This window comes from Micromonospora andamanensis, assembly GCF_016863495.1.
Lineage (GTDB): Bacteria > Actinomycetota > Actinomycetes > Mycobacteriales > Micromonosporaceae > Micromonospora > Micromonospora andamanensis.
Genome location: NZ_BOOZ01000027.1, coordinates 38,341 through 60,142, shown reverse-complemented (window position 1 = coordinate 60,142; position 21,802 = coordinate 38,341). Strand labels below are relative to the sequence as shown.

General features: G+C 71.7%; 18 protein-coding genes. 8 read left to right on the top strand and 10 right to left on the bottom strand.

Annotation, left to right across the window (positions count from 1 at the left end; all coding sequences use genetic code 11):
• Nucleotides 1–7: 7 nt before the first annotated feature.
• Nucleotides 8–1,195, bottom strand: coding sequence for a xylose isomerase (xylA, locus tag Van01_RS21755; protein ID WP_204010657.1), 1,188 nt, complete (start codon nucleotides 1,193–1,195; stop codon nucleotides 8–10).
• 49 nt (nucleotides 1,196–1,244) lie between these two features.
• On the opposite strand from xylA, the gene Van01_RS21750 reads away from it, so the two are divergent.
• Together Van01_RS21750 and Van01_RS21745 are read left to right on the top strand one after the other, a co-directional pair.
• On the top strand, nucleotides 1,245–2,504 hold the full coding sequence (locus tag Van01_RS21750) for an ROK family transcriptional regulator (protein WP_204010656.1): 1,260 nt from the start codon (nucleotides 1,245–1,247) through the stop codon (nucleotides 2,502–2,504).
• 126 nt (nucleotides 2,505–2,630) lie between these two features.
• Nucleotides 2,631–4,310, top strand: a complete 1,680-nt coding sequence (locus Van01_RS21745) for a PP2C family protein-serine/threonine phosphatase (RefSeq protein WP_239099214.1) — start codon at nucleotides 2,631–2,633, stop codon at nucleotides 4,308–4,310.
• A gap of 42 nt (nucleotides 4,311–4,352) precedes the next feature.
• Here the strand turns inward: Van01_RS21745 and Van01_RS21740 are convergent, their stop codons facing one another.
• Nucleotides 4,353–4,907: a MarR family winged helix-turn-helix transcriptional regulator gene (locus Van01_RS21740; protein WP_239099213.1), complete on the bottom strand. Its 555-nt coding sequence runs from the start codon at nucleotides 4,905–4,907 to the stop codon at nucleotides 4,353–4,355.
• Nucleotides 4,908–4,999: 92 nt separating this feature from the next.
• Here Van01_RS21740 and Van01_RS21735 point away from each other — a divergent pair, with 92 nt between their 5' ends.
• On the top strand, nucleotides 5,000–6,124 hold the full coding sequence (locus Van01_RS21735; RefSeq protein ID WP_204010650.1) for a PP2C family protein-serine/threonine phosphatase: 1,125 nt from the start codon (nucleotides 5,000–5,002) through the stop codon (nucleotides 6,122–6,124).
• Nucleotides 6,125–6,139: 15 nt separating this feature from the next.
• Here Van01_RS21735 and Van01_RS21730 read toward each other — a convergent pair whose 3' ends face one another.
• From Van01_RS21730 to Van01_RS21700, 7 genes are all read right to left on the bottom strand, one after another.
• Nucleotides 6,140–7,624 (bottom strand): sugar transferase, encoded by a 1,485-nt coding sequence (locus Van01_RS21730; protein ID WP_204010647.1) that lies wholly within the window; start codon nucleotides 7,622–7,624, stop codon nucleotides 6,140–6,142.
• 206 nt (nucleotides 7,625–7,830) lie between these two features.
• Nucleotides 7,831–9,594: a substrate-binding domain-containing protein gene (locus tag Van01_RS21725; protein ID WP_204010644.1), complete on the bottom strand. Its 1,764-nt coding sequence runs from the start codon at nucleotides 9,592–9,594 to the stop codon at nucleotides 7,831–7,833.
• A 145-nt stretch (nucleotides 9,595–9,739) separates the two neighbouring features.
• A complete protein-coding gene (locus Van01_RS21720) occupies nucleotides 9,740–10,774 on the bottom strand; it encodes a lactonase family protein (protein WP_204010641.1) in 1,035 nt (344 codons plus the stop codon).
• Nucleotides 10,775–10,902: 128 nt separating this feature from the next.
• A complete protein-coding gene (locus Van01_RS21715; RefSeq protein ID WP_204010638.1) occupies nucleotides 10,903–11,505 on the bottom strand; it encodes a GTP-binding protein in 603 nt (200 codons plus the stop codon).
• Nucleotides 11,486–11,875: a DUF742 domain-containing protein gene (locus tag Van01_RS21710; RefSeq protein ID WP_204010635.1), complete on the bottom strand. Its 390-nt coding sequence runs from the start codon at nucleotides 11,873–11,875 to the stop codon at nucleotides 11,486–11,488. Before Van01_RS21710 ends, Van01_RS21715 begins: the two co-directional genes overlap by 20 nt.
• On the bottom strand, nucleotides 11,865–12,284 hold the full coding sequence (locus tag Van01_RS21705; RefSeq protein ID WP_204010633.1) for a roadblock/LC7 domain-containing protein: 420 nt from the start codon (nucleotides 12,282–12,284) through the stop codon (nucleotides 11,865–11,867). Before Van01_RS21705 ends, Van01_RS21710 begins: the two co-directional genes overlap by 11 nt.
• Nucleotides 12,284–15,100 carry a sensor histidine kinase gene (locus Van01_RS21700; protein WP_204010833.1) on the bottom strand — a complete coding sequence of 939 codons (2,817 nt, stop codon included), beginning with the start codon at nucleotides 15,098–15,100 and terminating at the stop codon, nucleotides 12,284–12,286. Before Van01_RS21700 ends, Van01_RS21705 begins: the two co-directional genes overlap by 1 nt.
• A 298-nt stretch (nucleotides 15,101–15,398) precedes the next feature.
• Here Van01_RS21700 and Van01_RS21695 point away from each other — a divergent pair, with 298 nt between their 5' ends.
• The 3 genes from Van01_RS21695 (at nucleotide 15,399) to Van01_RS21685 (ending at nucleotide 17,534) form a co-directional block, all read left to right on the top strand.
• The gene (locus Van01_RS21695; protein ID WP_204010631.1) at nucleotides 15,399–15,995 is read left to right on the top strand and encodes a hypothetical protein; all 597 of its coding nucleotides are present in this window, start codon (nucleotides 15,399–15,401) and stop codon (nucleotides 15,993–15,995) included.
• Between the two features lie 10 nt (nucleotides 15,996–16,005).
• Nucleotides 16,006–17,001 (top strand): hypothetical protein, encoded by a 996-nt coding sequence (locus Van01_RS21690; protein WP_204010629.1) that lies wholly within the window; start codon nucleotides 16,006–16,008, stop codon nucleotides 16,999–17,001.
• A gap of 152 nt (nucleotides 17,002–17,153) precedes the next feature.
• The gene (locus Van01_RS21685; RefSeq protein ID WP_204010622.1) at nucleotides 17,154–17,534 is read left to right on the top strand and encodes a hypothetical protein; all 381 of its coding nucleotides are present in this window, start codon (nucleotides 17,154–17,156) and stop codon (nucleotides 17,532–17,534) included.
• Nucleotides 17,535–17,734: 200 nt separating this feature from the next.
• Here Van01_RS21685 and Van01_RS21680 read toward each other — a convergent pair whose 3' ends face one another.
• Complete coding sequence (locus Van01_RS21680; RefSeq protein WP_204010620.1) at nucleotides 17,735–19,543, bottom strand: glycoside hydrolase family 6 protein; 1,809 nt, start codon at nucleotides 19,541–19,543, stop codon at nucleotides 17,735–17,737.
• 534 nt (nucleotides 19,544–20,077) lie between these two features.
• Here Van01_RS21680 and Van01_RS21675 point away from each other — a divergent pair.
• Nucleotides 20,078–21,067 (top strand): hypothetical protein, encoded by a 990-nt coding sequence (locus Van01_RS21675; RefSeq protein ID WP_204010619.1) that lies wholly within the window; start codon nucleotides 20,078–20,080, stop codon nucleotides 21,065–21,067.
• Nucleotides 21,051–21,752 (top strand): class F sortase, encoded by a 702-nt coding sequence (locus Van01_RS21670; RefSeq protein ID WP_204010610.1) that lies wholly within the window; start codon nucleotides 21,051–21,053, stop codon nucleotides 21,750–21,752. The genes Van01_RS21675 and Van01_RS21670 overlap by 17 nt, the downstream gene beginning before the upstream one ends.
• Nucleotides 21,753–21,802 lie beyond the last annotated feature (50 nt).

The window sequence follows — 21,802 nt, the reverse complement described above, 5'->3', positions numbered from 1 at the left end:
GGCCGCCTCAGCGTGCGCCGAGCACGTGCTCGACGGCGAGCTGGTTCAACCGGATGAATCCGAAGCCCTTGGCGGCGGCCGCGTCGACGTCGTAGTTCTCGAACGCGCCGGTGTCGGCGAGCAGCTCGGTGTAGCCCTCACCGTCGCCCAGGGTCGGTACGCCCAACTCGCCCACCTTGCTCGCGGCCAGCGCCTCGACCACCTCCGGGTCGGCCCGGAACGCCGCCGCCCGCTCCTTGAGCAGCAGGTAGGTCCGCATGTTCGCGGCGGCGGAGACCCACACTCCGTCCATGTCCTCGGTGCGGGAGGGCTTGTAGTCGAAGTGGCGCGGCCCCTCGTACGCCGGGCCGCCGCCCGGTGCGCCGTGCTCCAGCAGGTCGACCAGGGCGAACGCGTTGAGCAGGTCGCCGTGGCCGAAGACCAGGTCCTGGTCGTACTTGATGCCGCGCTGGCCGTTGAGGTCGATGTGGAACAGCTTGCCCTGCCAGAGCGCCTGGGCGATGCCGTGGACGAAGTTGAGCCCGGCCATCTGCTCGTGGCCGACCTCCGGGTTCACCCCGACCCGCTCCGGGTGGGCGAGGGTGGAGATGAACGCCAGAGCGTGCCCGACGGTGGGCAGCAGGATGTCGCCGCGCGGCTCGTTGGGCTTCGGCTCCAGCGCGAAGCGCAGGTCGTAGCCGCGGTCGATGACGTACTGGCAGAGCAGGTCGACCGCCTCACGGTAACGCTCCAGCGCGGCCTGGACGTCCTTGGCCACGTCGTACTCGCCGCCCTCGCGGCCGCCCCACATGACGAAGGTCTTGGCACCCAGCTCGGCGGCCAGATCGATGTTGCGCAGCACCTTGCGCAGCGCGTACCGCCGCACGTCTCGGTCGTTGCTGGTGAAGCCACCGTCCTTGAAGACCGGCTGCTGGAACAGGTCGGTGGTGACCATCGGTACCACCAGGCCGGTCTCGTCGAGCGCCTTGCGGAACCGGGCGATCTGGGCGTCGCGGGTCGCGGCGTCCGCCCCGAACGGGACCAGGTCGTCGTCGTGGAAGGTGACGCCGTACGCGCCCAGCTCGGCGAGTCGGTGCACCGACTCCACCGGGTCCAACGCTTCGCGGGTGGCGTGGCCGAACGGGTCGCGGCCCTGCCAGCCGACCGTCCAGAGCCCGAAGGAGAACTTGTCGGCAGGGGTGGGACGGGGTGCCATGGCAGACCTCCGGTGGTGTCATCCGCTATTTGTTCAGTGGTTGAATTAAATGACTGTGGTGTGGCAGTGTCAAGGGGTGAAACCACCCGCAGCCCCGGCCGGTGCGGTGCGGCAGGGCAGCCTGCGTGAGCTGAATCTCGCCCTCGTGCTCGGCCGTATCGCCGCCGCCCGCCGCCCGCCGTCGCGCGCCGCGCTGGCCGCCGAGACCGGCCTCACCCGAGCCACCGTCTCGGCCGTGGTGGAGGACCTCGTCGCCGGTCGGCTCGTCACCGAGGCGGACCCGACACCCCGGGCCGGCGCCGGTCGCCCGGCGCGCGGTCTGATGCTGGCCGGCGACGGCCCGGCCGGGCTGGGGCTGGAGATCAACGTCGACTACCTGGCCGCCTGCGTCGTCGACCTCGCCGGTCAGGTCCGGCACCACACCGTGCACCGGGCCGACCAGCGACCCGTCTCTCCGGCCGACGCGCTCGGCCGGCTCGCCGAGCTGGCCGGACAGGCCCGCGCCGACGCCGACGCCCAGGGCCTGACCCTGGCCGGTGCGGCCCTGGGGGTGCCCGGCCTGGTCGACGACGCCGGGCGGGTCCGTCTCGCACCGAACCTGGGCTGGCGGGACGTGCCGGTGCCGGAACTGCTGGCCGACCACCCCCCACTGACCGAGACCGTCGACGGCGTGCCGCCCCTGGTGGTCGACAACGAAGCCAACCTCGCCGCCCTGGGCGAGCTGCACGCCGGTGCCGCGCCGGGCAGCTTCCTGCACATCTCCGGAGAGGTCGGCATCGGCGCCGGCATCGTGCTGGACGGCGCGCTGTTCCGGGGCACCCGCGGTTGGAGCGGCGAGATCGGGCACATCCCGGTCCGCCCGGACGGGCCACCCTGCCGCTGCGGCGGCCGTGGGTGCCTGGAGCTCTACGCCGGCCAGGAGGCGATCCTCTCCGCCGCCGGCCTGGCCGGAGCCGACCTGCCGGCCGATCGGGCGTCAACCCGGCTGACTCAGCTCGCCGCAGCCGAACACCCCGCGGTCCTGCGCGCCCTGGCCGAGGCCGGTACGGCGATCGGAGTCACCGTGGCGAGCGTGGTCAACCTGTTGGACCTCGACACGGTGGTGCTCGGCGGCGGTTACGCCCCGCTCACCGGCTGGCTCCGGCCCCCCGTACTCGCCGAGATCGAACGCCGGGTGCTCACCGCGGCCTGGTCCCCGGTCACCGTCCGGCCGGCCACCCTCGGCGCCACAGCCGCCGCGGTGGGAGCGGCCGGTTCGGTGGTACGCCGGATCATCGCCCGCCCCGGCGGCTGGTTGGCCCGACTCTGACTCTCTGGACAGGTGCGGCTCAGCGACGGGTCGGTACGCTTGCTCCCAGGCAACCAACCGTGACCCCGAGGAGTGCACCACCGGCATGCGTACTGGTCGACAGCGCCCGGCGCCCGGCGACCGCCGGTGACCAGCACCGGACAGGGCGCCGTCACGGGTGCGAGAGGCGATCAGGGCGACGACGGACGGTCGGACCGCACCGCCGCCGCGCCCCTCACCACCACGCCAACGGTGGACGCCGATCTCGCCCGTGAGCTGCTCGACGGGCTCGACGAGGCGGTGCTGACAGTCGACGACGCCGGCCTGGTCGGGCTGGCCAACGCGATGGCCGGGAAACTGCTGCCGGAGGTCGTCGCCGGCACCGACCTGGCCGACTGTGCACTGCCGGCGCTGTCGACCGCGCTCGCCACCGGTACCTCTGACTTCGAGGGTGAGCACCGGGGCCGACGGCTGCGGGGCGTCCGCCGCGAGCTGGGCGGCAACCGGTCCGCCTGGTACGTGCGGGATGTCACCGACGAGCAAACTCGCGCCGAGGAACTGCTGACCGAGCGTCGGCGTACCCGGTTCCTGGCCCGGTCCGGCCGTCACCTCGGCCTGGCGCTGGCGCGTGACCAGGCCCTGCGCACCATCGTCACATTCCCGGTGCCGTACCTGGCCGACCTGGCCCTGGTGGTGCACCTGCCACCGACACCCACCGAGTACCGGCCACACTGGGTGCGGTACGCCGCCGACGACACCGCGCCGGCCACCGGAGCTGTCGACTGGGACGTGGTCACCGCCGTACCCGGTCTCATCCAGGCACTCGACGGCGAGCCCGCCGTGCCACGACCCTGGCCGGCCAGCGGCGGAGACGGGCTCGACCCGTTGCTCCCGGCGGGCCTCGACCCGCCCGCGACCCTGCTGGTCAGCCCGATGCCCGGGGCCGGTGGCACGGCCGGTGCACTGGTGCTGCTACGCCGCTCCCCGCAGGCCGGGTTCGACGGCCGCGATGTCGAGCTGGTCCGGGAGTTCGCCGCCCGGGCCGGTGCCGCACTGGCCACCGCACAGTTGCACGACGAACAGAGCCACCTGGCCCGGGTACTCCAGAGCAGTCTGCTGCCGCCGAAACTGCCCCCGGTGGCCGGCATGAGCCTCGCCGGTGGCTACCGCGCGGCCGGGGACAGCCTGCGCATTGGTGGGGACTTCTACGACGTCCTGCCGACCGGTGACGGGGCGCTCTTCGCCGTCGGCGACGTCTGCGGCAAGGGCGTCGGTGCGGCAGTGCTCACCGGCCGGGTACGTCAGTCGTTGCAGACCCTGCGCCTGGTCGAGCAGCAGCCGCTGGAGTTGCTCGGGCTGCTCGACCGGGCACTGCTCGACCTGCCGGACGCGTCCCGACGCGGCCAGTTCACCACGCTGCTGCTGGGGGCCCTGCGGCCCGGGCCCGACGGCGGGCTGCTGGTGCGGATCGCCGGCGGCGGGCATCCGGCGCCCCTGCTGATCCGCGGCGGCGGCAAGGTGACTGCGGTTCGGGTGGGCGGAATGCCCGTCGGTGCGCTGAGCGGTGCCCGATTCGCCGCCGCCGACCTTCGGCTGCGCCGCGGTGAGCTGCTGTTCACCCGCACCGACGGGGTCACCGGCACGCGGGGTGGCCCGAGCGGCACGGAGCCCTTCGGTGAGCAGCGGCTTCGCCGGACGCTGGCCGCCGCCGTCGGGCTGCCGCCGGCGTCGCTTGTCGACCGGGTGCTCGAGGAGGTCGACAGGTGGAGTGCCGGGCACCGCCACGACGACGTCGCGATACTCGCGATCGGCCCAGCCCCGGCCTGAGCCGGTGCACCCCCGGTCGGGGCGCCCGGCCTCCCCGTCCGGTCAGGCGGTGCGGAAGACGGAAGCGTCCCCGGCCGCCCAGCCCCGCGACGCCGCCTCCACGGCCTCCCGACCGTCCGTCGGCTGCTCCACGCGTGGCGGCTCGGCCTGCGGCACCAGCGGCGACACCGGCCGTACCACCCGTGCGCGGGCGGCCTCGTCGAACGCGCGCAGCCCTCGCAGCAGCGCCTCCCGCGCCTCGGGAGTCATATCCGCCAGGATCGCCGCCAGATGCTGGCGACGGTCGTCGCGCAGCTCAGCCAGCAGCCGGCGGGCCTCGGCCGTCAGGTGCAGCGAGATCTCCCGACGATCGGCACGACCTGGCTCCCGTTCCAGCATCCCGGCGGCCACCAGCCGGTCGCAGAGTCTGCTGGCCGACGACAGCAGCATGTCCAGGCCGGTGGCGAGGCGCCGCAGGTTGATCCCGTCGTGCCGTTCGACGAGCATGACGGCGCGAAGCTGGGCGGTGGAGATACGGTTGGCCGTCCGTTCCCGCGCACCGTCCCAGACCGTCAGCAGGGCACCTGCCGCGGTATCCAGCTCGGCAGCCATACTCATCTCGGGTCCCGGTGGACCATGCAGTTCCGCCATGGTGCGCCTGAGCGTACTCCGATTCCGTCGGCGGTTGGGCTTGTGATCAAGGAGAGACCATGACCGAGCCGGTCGACAAGGGCCGCGCGGCCATCACCGCCGCCCCCGTGGACCTCCTCGTGACGCGCGTCGGCGAGCTGTTCGAGCGGGAGTACGGCGTCACCGACACGGAGCTTTTCCAGGTCGACTATCGGCTGGCGGCGTTGCTGCCACTCGGTTCCGGGGATGCGGTGACCACCCCCGGGCACCCGGCGTGGCGCTGCTTCGACCACCAGAGCCCGATCCACGTCGACGGGGTCGGGTACCTGCCGCTGAGCGTGCGTGGGGAACAGCGTGGCGTGCTTCGGGTGACTCCCGTCACTGAGACGCGGCTGGCCGAGCTGGCCGAGGTCGCCACCGCGCTGGCCCACGAGTTGGCTGCGGTCGACGCCGGCACCGACGTGTACCGGGTGGCCCGGCGCAGCCGCCGGCTCACCCTCGCCGCCGAGGTGCAGTGGGAGCAGTTGCCGGGACGCAGCCGGCTGCGCCCCTCCTTCAGCCTCGCCGGCCAACTGGAGCCGGCGTACGCGGTGCGCGGCGACAGCTTCGACTGGTCCGACGACGGTGAGCGGGTCTGGCTCGCCACCATCAACGGGATGGGTGAGGGGGTCGCCGCGTCGATGCTCACCGCCCTCGCCACCTACGCGCTGCGCAACGCCCGCCGGGCCGGCATTCCGCTTGCCGACCAGGCCGCCCTGGCCGACCAGGCGATCTACGACCTGCATCGGGGTGAGCAGTACCTCGCGACCCTGCTGCTCGAACTGGACCTGCGCAGCGGGCTGCTCACCGCCGTCGACGCCGGCTCGCCCCGGCTCGTCCTGCTGCGTGACGGCGAGGTCAGCATTCAGCCGCTGGAGGAGCAGTTCCCACTAGGCATGTTCGAGGGGACCAACTACCGGGAACAGTTCGTCCAACTCCAGCGCGACGACCGACTGTTCATGATCAGCGACGGGGTGATCGAGGCGACCGGCGGCAACGAGCGGTACGGCCAGACGGCGCTCGACCGGATGTTGCGCCGGACCGCGCCGATGACGCCGCTGGACGCGGTCCGCTCCCTCCTCGGCGACCTGCGCGCGTTCGTCTCCGGTGATCTCACCGACGACGCCGTCGTGGTCTGCCTGGACTGGTTCGGCCCACAGCCGTGAGGCATCCCCGCCGGGTCAGTACGCGCCACGACTGTTGACCACCGCGCCGACGGTCTTCCACAGGATCGTCAGGTCGGCGGCCAGCGACCAGTTCTCCACGTAGTAGAGATCAAGCCGGATGCCGTCCTCCCAGCTCAGATCGGACCGTCCGCTCACCTGCCAGAGCCCGGTCATCCCCGGCTTGACGAGCAACCGGCGGGCCACGTCGCCGTCGTAGCGGGCCACCTCGGAGGGCAACGGCGGCCGGGGGCCGACCAGGCTCATCTGCCCCAGCAGGACGTTCACCAGTTGCGGCAGCTCGTCCAGGGACCACTTGCGCAACAGCCGGCCGACCCGGGTCACCCGGGGATCGTCCCGCATCTTGAACAGCAGGCCGTCGGTCTCGTTGCGGGCGGCCAACTCCGCCAGCAGCACGTCCGCGTTGACCACCATGGTGCGGAACTTGAAGACCCCGAACTCCTGACCACCCTGCCCGACCCGGGTCTGCCGGAACAGCACCGGGCCCCGGCTGTCCAGCTTCACGGCCAACGCGATGACCGCCAGCAGGGGCAGCAGCAGGGCCAGCGCGACAAGCGACATCGACCTGTCGACGAACCCCTTCACCAGCTTGCGGACGCCGCGGAACTCCGGCGCCTCCACGTGGATCAGCGGCAGACCGGCGACCGGCCGGGTGTGGATGCGGGGCCCTGCGACGTCGGTGAGCGCCGGAGCCAGCACCAGGTCGATGCCGGTCCCCTCCAGTTGCCAGCCGAGCCGACGTAGCCGGGTGGCGGTGAGCTCCCCGCAGGCGGTGACGGCGACGGTGTCCGCGCCGATCGCGGCGGCGGCCTCCGGGATGGCCCGGAACGAGCCGACCACCGGCACGTCACCGAGCCGCTGCGCGACCGGGGCCAGCAGGGCGTCCGGGATGCAGGCGCCGACCACCTGGTAGCCGGCGTACGGTTCACGACGCAGGGTGTGCACCAACTCCAGCACGTGGGCGGTGTCACCGACCACCAGCACCTGTCGGGACCAGCCCGACCCCTGCGAGCGGGCGCGGTGCAGGCGCTTACGGGCGGCGAACCGGGCCACCTCCAGCCCGATGGTGCCAACCGCGAAGGTGATGGCCAGGAAACCTCGGGAGACACCGACGTCGGCGACGTAGCCGGCGATGGCGGTGGCGCCGGCCAGCCGCAGACTGGCCATGCTCACCCGGCGGTACTCGTCCGCGCCGTAGCCGACGACCCGGTCGTCGTAGCAGCGCAGGGCCTTAAGCGAGACCAGCCAGGCCAGCACGAGCGCCGGGGCGACCAGGACGTACGGCACCGGGCCGCGGGGGGCCGCCTCGCCGAACCGGACGGCGTAGCCGACCAGCACCGCCACCGCCAGTACTGCGGTGTCCAGCACGACCAGGGTCCGGACGTACGTCCGCTGGTCGGTGCGCACCGGTCGCCCTGGTGGCGGGGAGTTGTGCGGTCGCGATGACGATCTGACCGGGGTCAACAGCGTCGCCGAGGTCACCAGCCCTCCCACTTCGCTCGCCGACGGCACGGGCCCGGCCAGGTAGGCCGGGTCTGCCGATGCACGACGACATCCTGCCCTGACAACCATGACTACCAATTGCTTCGGACGTATTGCCGTCAGTTTCCAAGGCGTAGGACAACGGAAAAGGGGCCGGTGGTACCGGTGAAACCGGTACCACCGGCCCCTTTTCGGGGTTTCTCAGATCAGGCCGGTGCCTTCCGCAACGCGATCGCCCGGAGGAAGATGTCACCGATTTTGGTGGGGTCGGTGGCGACGAACGCACCGCCACCGGCGCTCTGCGCGATGGTGTCCAGCTCCGACTTGCTGACCTCGGTGCCGATACCGATGATGATCACCTGGATCGGCTGGTCCGGGTCCTTGATCCGCTTCAGCTCGGCGAGTAGGGCCTTCTGGGAGATGCCGTTGTCGTCCTCGTTCTTGCCGTCGGTGAAGAGCACGATCGAGTTGACCTTGCCCGGCTCCCAGTTCGCCTGGACGTCCTTGTACGCGGCCAGCAGGGTGTCGTACAACCCGGTGTCGCCGCTCGACGAGGCGACCCGGTCCAGACCCCGTTCCAACTCGCTGCGCTGGCGCGACAGCGGCGCGATCGGCACCAGCTCCTGGTAGTCCCGCGAGCCCACCAGGTTCGTCGAGAAGACCCACAGGCCGATCGACCAGGAGTCGTCGAACAGGTTCAGGCCGCGCCGGGCAGCCTCCGTGGTGACCTGCTGCCGGGTCGCCCCGTTCGCGGTCGGTACCTCGTTCTTCATCGAACCGGAGACGTCGATGATGCAGAGCATCCGGCCGGACAACGTGGCGATGGACCAGCTGGAGACAGCCCGCTCCACCGCGTCCGGCGCCAGTCCACCGGCGGCGACGCCACCCTGTGCCGGCGGCGCGACCGAGGGGTCTCCGCCGGCCGGGCTCGGCGCACCCTGCGGCGCGTTGAAGCCGGCGCCCCAGTTGCCGTCCGGGGCCCGCAACGACTGCGCGGCCAGCTTGTCCTTGAACGACGCCGTGGTGAGTGCCTCGAACAGCACCCCGGCGGCGGAGGCCTTGGCCGGCTCGATCCCGGGCAGCACGGCGTACGGGTAGTCAAGCGGCAGCGGTGCCGGCTTCAGATAGAGCGCCGCCAACGGCACCGGAGGCTTCCGGGCGTTGTACTGGATGACGTCTTCCTCGGACAGCGCTGCCGCACCGAGGGCGCTGGCCAGCGTGGTGGCGTCGGTGGCCGTCGGGAACTTGGCGAGCAGGTCCTGGCGCAGCGCCGAGGCACCCGCGGCCAACGCCCGCAACGCGCCGACGCGCTCCTGCTCGGCGGTCTCGCCACCTGTCGACGCCGCGGCCGTCATCAACGACAGCAGGCCGGACAGACCGGCGGCGTCCCGGGTCGGCTCCACGATGCCCGTCTTCAGCGGCCGGTCGCTGTTGAGCCGGGAGAGCAGTTGGGTCCAGCCGAGTTCCTGCTGCGGCCAGCCCAGCCGGGTGGCGATCGGCTCCGGCATGGCGACCACGACCGGGCTGCTCGCGATGGACGAGCCGTTGCCGGGCTCGAAGGCCGCCGCGCCGCCGGTCTTGAGTCGCAGCAGCCAGGTCGAGGAGTCCGGGATCCAGACATCCGGGCTCACCGCGGTGCCACTGGCCTGACCCACCCCGGCCAGGATCGCGCCGTGCTTCGCTGACACCACCGCGGCCACCTCGACCGGGTCGGAGGCGGCGACAGTCACATCGATGCACGTTCCATCGACCGCGGCACCCTTCTCCTCCCACTCGGTGGCCGCCTCGTCGACCGCCGGGGCGAGCTCGCTCGCCACCGCGACGGACAGCTCGATCTTGCCCGAGCAGTCCTGACCGGCGAGTTGGCGGTACCCCACCCACCCACCAGCGGTGACGACGAGTACGCCGACCGCTGCTGCGGCGGCGGCACCGTGAATACTTGAACGCATGCGATGGCGGCCTGCTGACACGCAGACCATCTTGCGTATCCGACCGTTGGACTGCCATGGCCGTTCGGACGAAAGTTACAGAGGAGAAACAGTTTACCGGGATTCAGTAACTTTGAGTGACGAGTCAGCGGCGCAATGTGGATGTATCTATGTCCGACGCCCACGATCAGGGCAGAACGCAAGTAGGGCTCGCAACCGGCAACGGCTCCCCGCTCGCCACCGGCACACCGGTCGCCGGGTCGACCCGGAAAGTGCGCACCATGTCCGCCCGTTCGTCGGCGACGTAGAGGTGTTCCCCGATGAGCGCGAAGTGCCGGGGCCACTCGCCGCCGGTTTCCACCTCCGCCACGAGTTCCGGCAGCCCAGCGCCGAGGGCGAAGACCGTCACCGTGCCGACGCCCCGGTTGGCGACGTAGAGGAAGCGGCCGTCCGGACCGATTCCGATCTCGGAAGGTTGGACGTGCCCGGCCCGGTCGCTGGCGTCGACCCGGCCCCGCTGGTGCAGCGTCCCGTCGGTCAGCTCGTAGGCGAGCACCGAGCCGTCCAGCTCGCCTGAGACGTAGCAGCGCCGCCCGTCGGGGTGCCGGGCCAGGTGTCGGGGCCCCACCCCGGCCGCGGTACGCACCCGAGGTGCGCGCGGAACCAGTCGCCCGGTGGCGGCGTCGAGGTCGTACCGGTAGATCGAGTCGCTGCCGAGGTCGACAGCCAGCAACGGCGACGCGCCCGGGCCCGGCGAGACCATGTGAGCGTGCGCCCGCTCCTGCCGTTCGGGGTCGGCCCCGTGCCCCTGGTGCTCCACCACGTCGGTGCGCTCGCCGGGCACGCCCTCGGCGTCGAGCGGGAGCATCGTCACGCTGCCGCCGCCGTAGTTGGCCACGAACAGGTGCCCGCCGTCCGGCGCGACCGCCAGGTGGCACGGCTCCGCACCCCCGGTGGGCCACGAGCCGATCGAGGCCAGGTCACCGTCGGTCTCGACCCGCCACGCGCTGACCCGGCCCTCGGGTAGCTCGTTCACCGCGTACAGCACGGGCCGCGTCGGGTGGCGGGCGAGGAAGGACGGCGAATCGGTGACCGCGACGGTGCCCAGCGACGTCAGTTCACCGGTACGCGGCTCCCGCCGGGCGGCGACGATCCCGGTGCCGCGCCCTCCGCTGGGCGCGGTGTATCCGCCGATGTGAACGATCTCGTCTCGACCTGCCACCGGCTCCTGCCTTCCGCTCATTCGTCCGCCGAATCCCACCTGAAACCTTCCCTCACACCTGCGGATTAGGCCTCCGAACCGCGACCCGGCCGCACCGGTCCACCCCGGCCCTCCGCACCCGGGTCGGCTCAGGCCGTCGGCACCGGCTCGCCCCGCTGCCGGGCAACGTGCTCGACCAGGGAGATCAGCACGGTCTTGCCGGACTGCCGGTCCCGCGCGTCGCAGAGCACCATCGGAACGTCCGGGTCCAGGTCCAGGGCCTTACGCACCGCCTCCAGGCTGAACCGCCGGGAGTCGTCGAAGCAGTTCACTCCCACCACGAACGGGATACCCCGCTGCTCGAAGTAGTCGATCGAGGGGAAGCAGTCGGCCAGCCGTCGGGTGTCGGCGAGCACCACCGCGCCGAGCGCCCCGAAGGCCAGTTCGTCCCAGAGGAACCAGAACCGGTCCTGTCCAGGCGTACCGAAGAGGTACAGCTGGAGGTCGTCGTTGATGGTGATCCGCCCGAAATCCATCGCGACGGTGGTCGTCGACTTGGTCTCCACCCCGGAGATGTCGTCGGTGTCGATGCCGGCACCCGTCAGGATCTCCTCGGTCTGCAACGGCCGGACCTCACTCAACGCGCTCACAAGCGTCGTCTTGCCGGCACCGAAACCGCCGGCGATGAGGATCTTCAGCGCGATGGGCACCCGATGGCCCCGCCGCTCGCCGTCATAACGCACGGAGTCCATCGACCACCGCCTTGAGGATGTCGTTGTCGGGCAGGTACGTGGCACGCGGCGGCTGGTGCACGGCGACCAGTCCCCGGGACAGCAGATCACCGAGCAGCACCCGGACCACGCCGACCGCCAGGTCCAGGTCGGCGGCGAGTTCCACGACCGGGGTACCGCGGCCGGCCAGTTCCACGAGCAACCGGTGCTCCGGATGCAGCTCCGGGTAGGCCGCGAGGTCCGGGTCCGGCTTCGCCGTCACGTAGGCGACCAGGTCGAATCCGTCGCTGCTCGGATGGACACGTCCCCCGGTGAGGGTGTACGGCCGCACCACCGGCCCGGCGTCGTCGTCGAGCCACTCGTGTCGGGGCCCGGGTAAGTCAGTCCGCATCGGCGTTACCCACCGACGCACGAGCCGGCGCTTCCAGCTTCTCGCCCACCCGGGTCACCAGCATCGCCATCTCGTACGCCACCAGGCCGATGTCCGCGTCCGCGTCGCTGGCGACCGCCAGGCACGCGCCCTGCCCGGCCGCCGTGACGAAGAGGTACGCGGACTCCATCTCCACCACGGTCTGCCGGACCGGTCCCCCGGTCAACTGCCGGCTGGCCCCCCGGGCGAGGCTGGACAGGCCGGAGGCCAGCGCGCAGAGGTGCTCGGCGTCGGCGGTGTCCATGCCGGCGGAGGAACCCAGCAGCAGTCCGTCCGCCGACAACACCACAGCGTGCCGCGCGGTCGGCACCCGCTCCAGCAGATCGTCCAGCAACCAGTCGAGATCTGCGTTCTGCCTCGTCGATTGCATCAGGCGTCCCTCTCAGTCGCGGTCGGGGAATCCACAGGCGCCGGTTCGGTGCCGGGCGGCGCGGCGGTCCGGTCCTGGGCCACCCGAGCGGGCCCGGACCGGTCCGACGAGTCCGCCGGGGTCCCGGTCTGTCCGTTCGGGCCCGGGGCGGGTGCGCCGTCCGGACGGTTCGGCTCCGCCGGGGACGGCCCGGCCGGGCCGGTTGGCTGCTCGGGCATCGGCCCGTCCTGGTCGGGGTCGCGGGTACGGGTGGCGGCGCGCCGACCCCGCGCGGTGCCCGCCTGCAACGCCGACATGAACCGTCGCGCCTCCTCGGGGCTTCGCGGCGTCGGGTCGCGGTGCGCCCGGTCGAGTGCCCGCGAGGCGACCACCGGCTGCCGGACGGTCGGGCCGTCGATCGCGGCCGACCGTGCGGCGGGTGCGGCCACCGTCGGCAGTTGGACTGTGGGCTCCGCCGACGTGCGGTCACCTCCGGGTACACCCGGGTGCGTGCCAGCCGGTCCGGCCGGAACCGGTGTCGACGAGTCGGTACCGGATGGCTGCGTACCGGCGGCGGACGCCGGTGCCGCCCCGGTCGGAGCCGCCCCGGTGCCGGACGGGGCACGGTCCACCGCTCCGGTGCCCGTCGCAGTCGGGGCGTCCGCCGAGTCGGCAGTGGACGGGGCGGCGGCTCCCCGGCGGATCCGGCGGGGCAGCCCGTCGGCCTCGGCCGGCCCGACCGTCGAGCCACCCGGAACGCCGGCTGCCGCGCCCGACCCGCCTGTCGGCACCGGTCTGCCGCCTCGGGCGGTCCGGGTCCGGGTCCGGGGCACTGTGGTCAGCCGACTCGCCCGGGCCAGCCGCCGCTGCTCCGGCGTGGCACCCCGGTCGTCACCCGCCAGCACCTCCGGGCCGGGCAGCGGCGACGGTTCCTCGGTGATCAGCTCGGTCGGGATGAGAACCACGGCGGTGAGACCGGTTCCCTCCGACCGGCGCAGCCGCACCCGGACGTCGTGCCGAGCGGCCAGTCGCGCCACCACGAACAACCCGAGCCGGGCGGTCTCGCTGGGATCGAACTCCGGCGACCGGGCCAGCTTGAGGTTCGCCTCGTCGATCGCCGCCTCGCTCATGCCGAGACCCTCGTCGGACACGGAGAGGGCGTAACCGTGGGCCACGTGCTCACCGGAGATCTCGACCCGTGAATCGGGTGGTGAGAACGCCGTGGCGTTCTCAATCAGCTCGGCGAGCAGGTGGATGATGTCGCCCACCACCCGGCCGACCGTGCCGGCGGGCTGCACAGTGGTGATGTCGACCCGGTCGTACGACTCGACCTCGGAGATCGCCCCGCGGATCAGGTCCACCATGGCGACCGGGTTACGCCAGCCCCGGCCCGGTGCGGCACCGGCGAGGATGACCAGGTCCTCCGCGTGCCGACGCAGCCGGGTGGCGAGGTGGTCGACGCGGAACAGCTCAGCCAGGTGGTCGGGATCCTCCGCGTCGCGTTCCAGTCGGTCGAGCAGGGCGAGCTGCCGGTGCACGAGTCCCTGGCTGCGTCGTGCAATGTTCAGGAAGACGTCGTTGAGGCCGCGCCGCAGGCTCACCTCGTCCATGGCCGAGCGGATGGCGGCCCGGTGCACCTCGGTGAACGCCTGCGCGACCCGGCCGATCTCGTCGGCGCCCTGGTCGGCCACGGAAGCCTCCTGCGCCAGGTCGACAGACTCGCCCTTGCGCAGCCGGTCCACCACCTCCGGCAGGCGCCGTTCGGCGTCGGCGAGCGTTCCGCGTACCAGGGTCAGTCGCTGCGCAAGTGAGCGGCCGACCTGGACCGCCACCACCAGCGAGAGCACGACGGCGACCAGGCCGAGCAGTCCGGCTGCGGCCAGCCGTGCCAGGGTGCGTACCGCCATCGGCACGGACCGGTCGGCCAGTCCGTCCGCCTGGGTCAGTTCGAAGTCCCGCAGCGACTGCTGCACCGCGTCGTAGCTGGTCTGCCACGCCTGCGGATCGAGCCGGGGTCGGGCCGACGGGTCGGTGGTGACCAGGTCGTCCTGCATCGCCCGGAGCCGGCCGAACGCCAGCTGTTCGGTCAGCCGCTGGTAGGCGGTCCGGTCCGCCTCGGGCAGGTCGGCCACCGCGGCCTCGGCCAGAAACCGTTGATTGCCGATGCCCTGTACGAGCAGGGTGTGCTCGCCCTCGGCGAACCCACCGGCGGTCAGCACACCGGCCAGCAGCGCGTCGGTCTGGCCGAGCAGTTCCCGCGAGCGACCGAGATTGGTGAGCGCCAGCGCCTCCCGGTTGAGGTCGTGGTCCGGAAGATTGGCCAGGGCGGTGAAGGTGCGGAACGCGGAGGAGATCATTCCGCTGTAGAGGCCGACGGCACCGGTCCGGTCCAGGTCCCGACGATCGATGAAGGCTCGGCCGGCCGGCAACGCGTCCAGCTCGCCGAGGAACCGATCGAGCCGGGCTTCGAGCAGCTCCCCGGCGGCGTCCCGCAGCTGTTCCCCGCCGACCCGCCGGCGTAGCTCGGTGACCGCCGCGTCGGTACGGGTCCGCTGTTCCACGAGAGCCGGCAGCACACAGTTCGCTGGCGGCTGGCCGCACTCGCTACGGGGCGAGGCGAGGTGCACCACGGAGAGTCGGCGCTCCCGTTGCAGCTCGGCCACCACTGTCTCACCCGGCCTGCCGAGATCGTAGAGAAGAGTGCGGGCGGAGAGCAGGTCGAGCGCCGGCCCGAAGGTCAGCGTGGTGGCGAAGATCCACAGTGCCAGCAGGGCGGTCACCGGCACGACAACCAACGCGGTCAGCTTCGAGCGGATCGGCCAGTCGCGGGTGTTCAATCGGACCTCGCCCGGAAGGGTGGCTGGCAGGGCTCCGGCGCAGCCGGGCAGCGCCGTCACCGGGGCGCACCCCGGTCGTCCCGCCGGGACGCCGGCTCGGGCGCCTTGGGCAGGATACGTAATCCGCGCCTGTCGCACTACCGTCCGTCGAGACTACCGGTACGTTGCCGAACGTTCCGAGGACGAACCGCTTGTCGGGTTTCGCCCCGCCGGCAACCGGGTCGGGTCAAGGAAAGTGCTCCGGAACTGGATTGGCGATCAGTGCGTGGCGGGAATACCTGCAGGCGAAGGAGGAGCCATGTCGCCCACGCAGATAGTCGTCACCGTCCTCGTCATCCTGGTGGTCGCCGCCATCGCCGCCGCAGTTGTCGTGGCCGGCCGCCGCCGGGCGCTCCGGCAGCGCTTCGGTCCCGAGTACGACCATGTCGTCGCCGAGCAGGAGAGCCGCAGCGCCGCCGAGCGCGAGCTCCGGGACCGGGAGCGCCGGCACGCCGAACTCGAACTGGTCCCGCTCACCCCCGAGTCCCGTGCCCGGTACGCCGAGGCATGGGAGGAGCTCCAGGTACGTTTCATCGACTCCCCCGCCGAAACCGTCGGTCAGGCAGACGAACTGGTCAGCCGGCTGATCGCCGAACGCGGATACCCCACAGGCGAGTTCGACGACCAGATCGCCCATCTCTCCGTGGACCACGCGCGCACGCTGGGTCACTACCGTGACGCGCACGAGATCCACCTGCGCAACTCCCGGGGCGAGGCCAGCACGGAGGATCTCCGCCAGGCCGTCGTCCACTACCGCGCCCTCTTCAGCGATCTGCTCGGCGAGGAGCCGCCGGTCGCTGCCGGGACGCCCGAACAGCGCCAACCCGACGCCGCCCATGACGCCACCAACCGCTGAGGAGACCACCATGCGGCAGGAAGAGCAGCAGCTCAACAACGACCACCCGGAGACCGTCCGCTCCGCCCCGGTGGCGGTGCCGGACACCGACGACGACCGGGAGACGCACGAGGATCTCGACACCGTTGACGAGCCGACGGACCGGGACCGGTCGGAGGCCGATCGGGGTCGCCCCTGGGACGGGCGTCCCGGCTCCGACGGCGAGCGGGCCGAGTTCAACGAGCCGGGTCCGGTACCCACCGCCTTCGGCGCGACAACTGTCGGTGGCGCTGTCGCCGCGTCCGCACTGGCCAGCCCACGTCCCGAGGACGAGCGCGACCCGCGTGAGGAGGACACCGCCCGGCCTGGCGACGGCGCGGTCGACGGCGAGCGGGAGGGTTGGCGGGCGGACCCGACGGCCGAGTTCGACCGGACCGACGACGGGGTCGACCGGACCGGAGACGGGGTCGACCGGGCCGACGACGACCCGGACGACAACGACGTCGAGGCTCCGGTTGCCGCCGACAGGACGGCGGACGACCGCCTGACCGACGACCCGGTCGACGAGGACCGCCTGACCGACGACCCCGTCGACGTGGACCGGGCGACCGACGACGACTCCCGGGTGACAGTGGCGGACGACGACACGGCGGCGGCGGGCGGGGCCGGTTACGGCAGCGCCACCCCCACGATGGTCGACCCCGACACGCAGACCTCCGGTACGGGCACGGACACCTCCGGGGCGGCGGTGCCGGCCGGGGCGGCGACCCTGTTCGACGAGGCGACGGCGCAGGGCTTCCGGGACCGCTGGCGCGACGTCCAACTCCGGTTCGTGGACGACCCCCGGGCGGCGGCCGGTGAGGCGCAGTCGCTGGTGGAGGAGGCCATGGAGGCGCTGGCCGCAGCGCTGGCCGAGCACCGGAACAAGCTCGGTGGCTGGCAGGAGGCCGGCTCCTCGGACACCGAGCAGTTGCGGGTGGCCGTGCGCGAGTATCGGGACTTCCTCGACCGCGTGCTCGGACGCTGACTCGCGGCGACCCGATACCACGACGCCACCCGAAGGCGGGTGCCCCTGATCCGGGGCGCCCGCCTTCGGCGTACCTCCGCCAGGCATGGCGACCGGCGGGGCGGGTACGCGCAACAGGGCCGGAGAGCGCCGCGGACAGGAGGGCAGCAGCGATGACGGAGCGTGATCGGGAACGACCGCTGGAGGAGCGCCCCGAGGCGGCCGCGGCGGTCGACGACGACAGCACCGTGCCTCAGCTGATCACCGGAGGTGGCGCAGACCGGGACAATCCGGCATTCGCCGAACCGGGTGACCAGACCGGCGACGCGCCGACCGAGGACCTCATCGGCGACCCGTACGCAGCGGGAACCGGGGCGACGGGGACCGGCACCGGGGCCGCCGGGGACAACATCCGTACCGGCGCCGAACAGCCCTGGGAGCCGGAGGACCTGGTGATGGCCCGGGGGCAGGACCTCACCGCCGAGAACATCGAGCGGGCCCGGCGCGAACTTGACGACATCGGTCGCGCCGCGATCGAGAAGACGGTGCCCTGATCCGCCGGCGCCACGGTGCGCCCCCGCCGACGCGGCGGTAGCCGGTTGCGGCGTACCGCGCCGTCGTCGCGGGTGACGGCAACCGTGGCGCAGGCGGCACGAGGGGCCCCTGGTCCGACCGGTGCGGTCGGACCAGGGGCCCGGGTGACCTGCCGCCGCAGCGCCTCACCTACTGTCGGCGGCGGGTGTGCCTGTGTCCGTCAGGACAGCGGCGGATAGGCGTTGCGCATCAGCTCGGAAAGCTGCGCCGGGAACCAGGCGCCCGAGATCGGGGCGTCCGGCAGGGCACCGCTCATGCTGTTGCCGTTGCGCTCGTTGCCCTGGTAGGTCGGGTCACACATCCGGTCGAAGCCCTTGCCATCGTTGTTCGGGATCTCGCGGCTGGAGCCGTCCGACTCGCCCGGGGGCTTGATCCAGACGTAGGCGTCGATGCCCGACGCCGGCGCGGCCGTCGGCCGCTCGCCCAAGCCCGCACCGGCCTGGTTGCACCAGTTGCCCTTGTGGATACGACGGTCGACGCGACCACCGTCCACGTAGGCGTTCACGCTGGTCGTCGGGCCCGCGGCGGTGGGCCGGTTCGAGCCGCCCCAGCCGTTACGGGAGGTGTCGATCAGCATGCCGATGTTGCTGGGGAAGCCCTGCCGGACGAGTTCCTGGCGGAACGCCTGAGCGAAGCTCTGCTCGTCGTTGTACTGGTTCCAGTCGATCCAGTCCGATTGCCGCACCGTCTGCCCGTTCACCGAGTCGGTGACCTTGGCGTACGGCTCGACCAGTGCCGAGTAGTTGGCGGTGTTGGTGATGAAGCCGTGCACGTGGTTGACGGTGGCACCAGAGGCGCCGGCGGCCTCCCGCAGGATCTGGGCGGTCGGGGTGAAGTTGCTGTCCCAGCCGATCCAGCCGTGGTGGCCGGCGTCGATGTAGTTGTAGACGTTCGGGATCGCGCCCAGCTTGGCCAGGGCGTAGCCGACACCCTGCACGTACGCGCCGTTGGCCTTGACCGTGTCGCACATCGCGGTGCCACCCGGGTTGCCGGAGGTGTTGGTCACCAGGTTCGGCAGCGAGTCAATCTCGATGATGTTGATGATCCGCAGGTTGCGGTACTTCGGGTCACCCTGGATCGCCGCGATCGGGTCGATGTACTCGGCCTTGTACTTCGGCAACTCGTCGGCCTTCAGCTCGCCGTTGGAGGCGAGTGCCGCGCAGTCCCGGCCGGGCAGGTTGTAGATGACGACCTGGATGTACTGCGCGTTCTGCCGCAGCGCTTCGTCCAGGTGGTCACGCAGACCCATCGGGCCGTTGGACTGGCTGTTGTCGGTACCCTCGATCGCCGCGATCCGGTCAAGCCACACACCGGTCGGGGTGTTCGAGATGCGGTTACCACCGCTTACCGATTCGGCCTTGGCCTTCCACTCCGGGTTCACGTACCCCCGGGCGCCTACGTACGGGTTGTCCACCTTGGTGCCGGGCGGCGGCGTGGTGGGCGGCGGGGTCGTCGGCGGCGGCGTGGTCGGCGGCGGCGTCGTGGGCGGCGGCGGGCTCGTCGGCGGCGTCGTCGTGGGCGGCGCCGTGGTAGGCGTCGTGCCGCCGTTGCAGGCCACCCCGTTGACAGTGAACGAGGTGGGCTTGGGGTTGCTGCCGCTCCACGAGCCGTTGAAGCCGAGGCTCGTGCTGGCGCCGGTGGCCAGATTTCCGTTCCACGACTCGTTCTGCGCGGTCACGTTGCGGCCCGACTGGCTCCACCGGGCCGACCAGCCCTGCACCAGACGCTGGTTGGCGTCGGGGAAGGTGAAGCCGAGCGTCCAGTTGCTCAGCGCGTCGCCGACGTTCCTGATGGTGACGTTGGCGGTGAAGCCGCCCTGCCAGTCATTCGTCGTGTAGGTCACGTCGCACTGCGTCGCCGCGTGCGCCGCGGTCACCGGTAGTGTCACCAAACCGCCCGCGACCAGCGCGCTCGCGCCGGCCAGCGCGACGGCCCGGCGTCGGCCGGACAGCCTTCTCCACACATTCATGCCACTGATCTCCTTGGGCGAGACCGGATCCGCGTACGGCCCGGCACGTGGCCCGAGGGGCGTCCTGCGCGGACGACCGCCGGTGCCAACGGGATTCTTCGGGAGCGCCCGACCCGGACGGGCGTTGGTGGTGGTGCGACGACCGGTCTCACCGGTCGGCGGTCAGGTGGTCGTCCCGGCGAACCGGATGCCCTCGACACCTGCCTACGCGGTGTGGCTCTGCTCACCGCGTGCAGCGATTCTTGCATGGGAGCGCTTCCATGGCAATGGTTCGATATTTTCAAAACCCTACCGGGACAAATGCCCCATCGCTATCGCAACCCGAGAAGCGAGCGGCCGGATCAGCACTCCCGCCTTCCGCCTAGGCACGCGGACAGGTCGGCACTCCCCGGGCAAGTAGCCCGTCAGAACCCGGCAGATCGAACTAATGGCAGAACACGAATTTTTCCCTTCATAAGTCATGAAACGGTCTAACGTCGGTTCTGGCTCGGTTGTTGCCGGCCGCAGGACAACAGGGATGGAGTGACACAGGTCATGGCTAAGAAGATGCTGGGGAAGGTCGTTGCGGGTGCTGCCCTCGGCAGCGCCTCCCTGCTGGTGTTCGCGCCCGGGGTCGCGTACGCCGACGGCCAACCGGACACGGACGAAGGCAAGGTCTTCGCCAAGCCGCACGCGGTCAAGGCTGGCGAAGAGGTCAAGCTCGTGCAGATCTGCGAGGAGCCGCAGGAGCACCCCTTCGTCTGGTCCAAGGTCACCGGGAAGGTCAAGCTCAAGCCGGCCGAGGACCGCGACTCGCGCGGGGACCACAAGGGTTGGGGCGAGGAGAACGGCGACGCCGAAGGCGGCGCGGACAGCGAGGGCTGGTCGGGCCACGAGCGTTCGCAGCCGGCCGAGGCCGAATCCGGCAGCGGCTGGGGCGGCGGCGCGGCTGACGTCCGCGACGACTGGAAGGGCGAGGAGCACGGCCAGGACGCGGAAGGTGGCCGCGACTCGAAGGTCCACGACAAGAAGGACTGGAAGAGCGAGGACGAGAAGGACAAGAAGGACTGGAAGGGCCAGGACGAGGCGAGCGAGTGGGCCGGCGAGGAATCCACAGGCGGCTGGTCGGGCCGGCAGGAGAACGGCTCGGACTCCGCCGAGCACGACTGGTCCGGCGAAGGCAACTGGTCGGGTGAGTCCGAGAAGGGCGAATGGTCGGGCGAGTCGGGTGAGCGCGACTGGGCGGCGGACGCGGCCGACGAGCACGGCAAGGACGACAGCTGGGAGCACAAGAAGGACTTCGTCTACTACGGCGAAGCCCGCGTCGCCCGGGACGCCAAGCCCGGCACGTACAAGCTGGAGGGCTCCTGCGGCACGGGCGAACTGGTCGTCCTGCCGCACGGTGGGGTCGACGGCGGTGACGGTGGCATCGCCACCGGTGCCGACCGTGGCCTGGCCACCGCCGGTGCGGGCCTGGTCGGTGCGGCTGCCCTCGGGGGCCTCGTACTGATGCGTCGTCGTCGGGCCGATGAGTTCGCGGCCTGACGCGACGACGAGACGGGCCGACGGCCGTCACGGTGGACCGTGGCGCGCCGTCGGCGCCGCCGTCGTCGTCCTGCTCGCCATGATGGGCTCCGGGCTCATCGGCGCATCGCTCAAGACCACCGGGACTCCGCGCCCACCGCAGCCGGTGGCGGGATCGACGGAACCCACAGTTGCCGGTCCGTTCACCGGGACCGACCTGGACGGCGCGGAGCAGGTACCGACAGGGCTGCCCCGCGCCGCCCCCACCGGCATCACCATCCCCCGCATCGGAGTCCGCGCCGGCATCATGGCGCTCGGCACCAACCCGGACGGCACCGTCCAGGTGCCCCCGCTCGACCAGGCATTGCTCGCCGGCTGGTACGAGCCCGGACCGAGCCCCGGCGAGCCCGGCAACTCCGTGATCGTCGGACACGTCGACTCGGCGGCCATCGGGCCCGCCGTCTTCTTCTCCCTCGGGGCCCTGCAACCCGGCGACACCGTCACCGTCGACCGGACCGACGGCCGAGCGGCGACCTTCCGGGTGGACTCGGTGGCCTCGTACCCGAAGGCCGCGTTTCCCACCGAGCTGGTGTACGGCCCCAGTGACCGGCCCGGGCTACGGGTGGTCACCTGTGGCGGCCAGTTCGACGAGGCGACAGGCGACTACCCCGACAACGTGATCGTCTTCGCCTCCCTCATCCCCTGACGACCCACCCCGCCGATCATGCAGTTGTGGCACCCGACGAACGCCGCGAA

Coding starts and splice junctions, on each gene's coding strand:
- xylA (WP_204010657.1), bottom strand. CDS start 1,195: ATGGCACCCCGTCCCACCCCTGCCGACAAGTTCTCCTTCGGGCTCTGG.
- Van01_RS21750 (WP_204010656.1), top strand. CDS start 1,245: ATGACTGTGGTGTGGCAGTGTCAAGGGGTGAAACCACCCGCAGCCCCG.
- Van01_RS21740 (WP_239099213.1), bottom strand. CDS start 4,907: ATGAGTATGGCTGCCGAGCTGGATACCGCGGCAGGTGCCCTGCTGACG.
- Van01_RS21735 (WP_204010650.1), top strand. CDS start 5,000: ATGACCGAGCCGGTCGACAAGGGCCGCGCGGCCATCACCGCCGCCCCC.
- Van01_RS21715 (WP_204010638.1), bottom strand. CDS start 11,505: ATGGACTCCGTGCGTTATGACGGCGAGCGGCGGGGCCATCGGGTGCCC.
- Van01_RS21710 (WP_204010635.1), bottom strand. CDS start 11,875: ATGCGGACTGACTTACCCGGGCCCCGACACGAGTGGCTCGACGACGAC.
- Van01_RS21705 (WP_204010633.1), bottom strand. CDS start 12,284: ATGCAATCGACGAGGCAGAACGCAGATCTCGACTGGTTGCTGGACGAT.
- Van01_RS21695 (WP_204010631.1), top strand. CDS start 15,399: ATGTCGCCCACGCAGATAGTCGTCACCGTCCTCGTCATCCTGGTGGTC.
- Van01_RS21690 (WP_204010629.1), top strand. CDS start 16,006: ATGCGGCAGGAAGAGCAGCAGCTCAACAACGACCACCCGGAGACCGTC.
- Van01_RS21685 (WP_204010622.1), top strand. CDS start 17,154: ATGACGGAGCGTGATCGGGAACGACCGCTGGAGGAGCGCCCCGAGGCG.
- Van01_RS21680 (WP_204010620.1), bottom strand. CDS start 19,543: ATGAATGTGTGGAGAAGGCTGTCCGGCCGACGCCGGGCCGTCGCGCTG.
- Van01_RS21675 (WP_204010619.1), top strand. CDS start 20,078: ATGGCTAAGAAGATGCTGGGGAAGGTCGTTGCGGGTGCTGCCCTCGGC.
- Van01_RS21670 (WP_204010610.1), top strand. CDS start 21,051: ATGAGTTCGCGGCCTGACGCGACGACGAGACGGGCCGACGGCCGTCAC.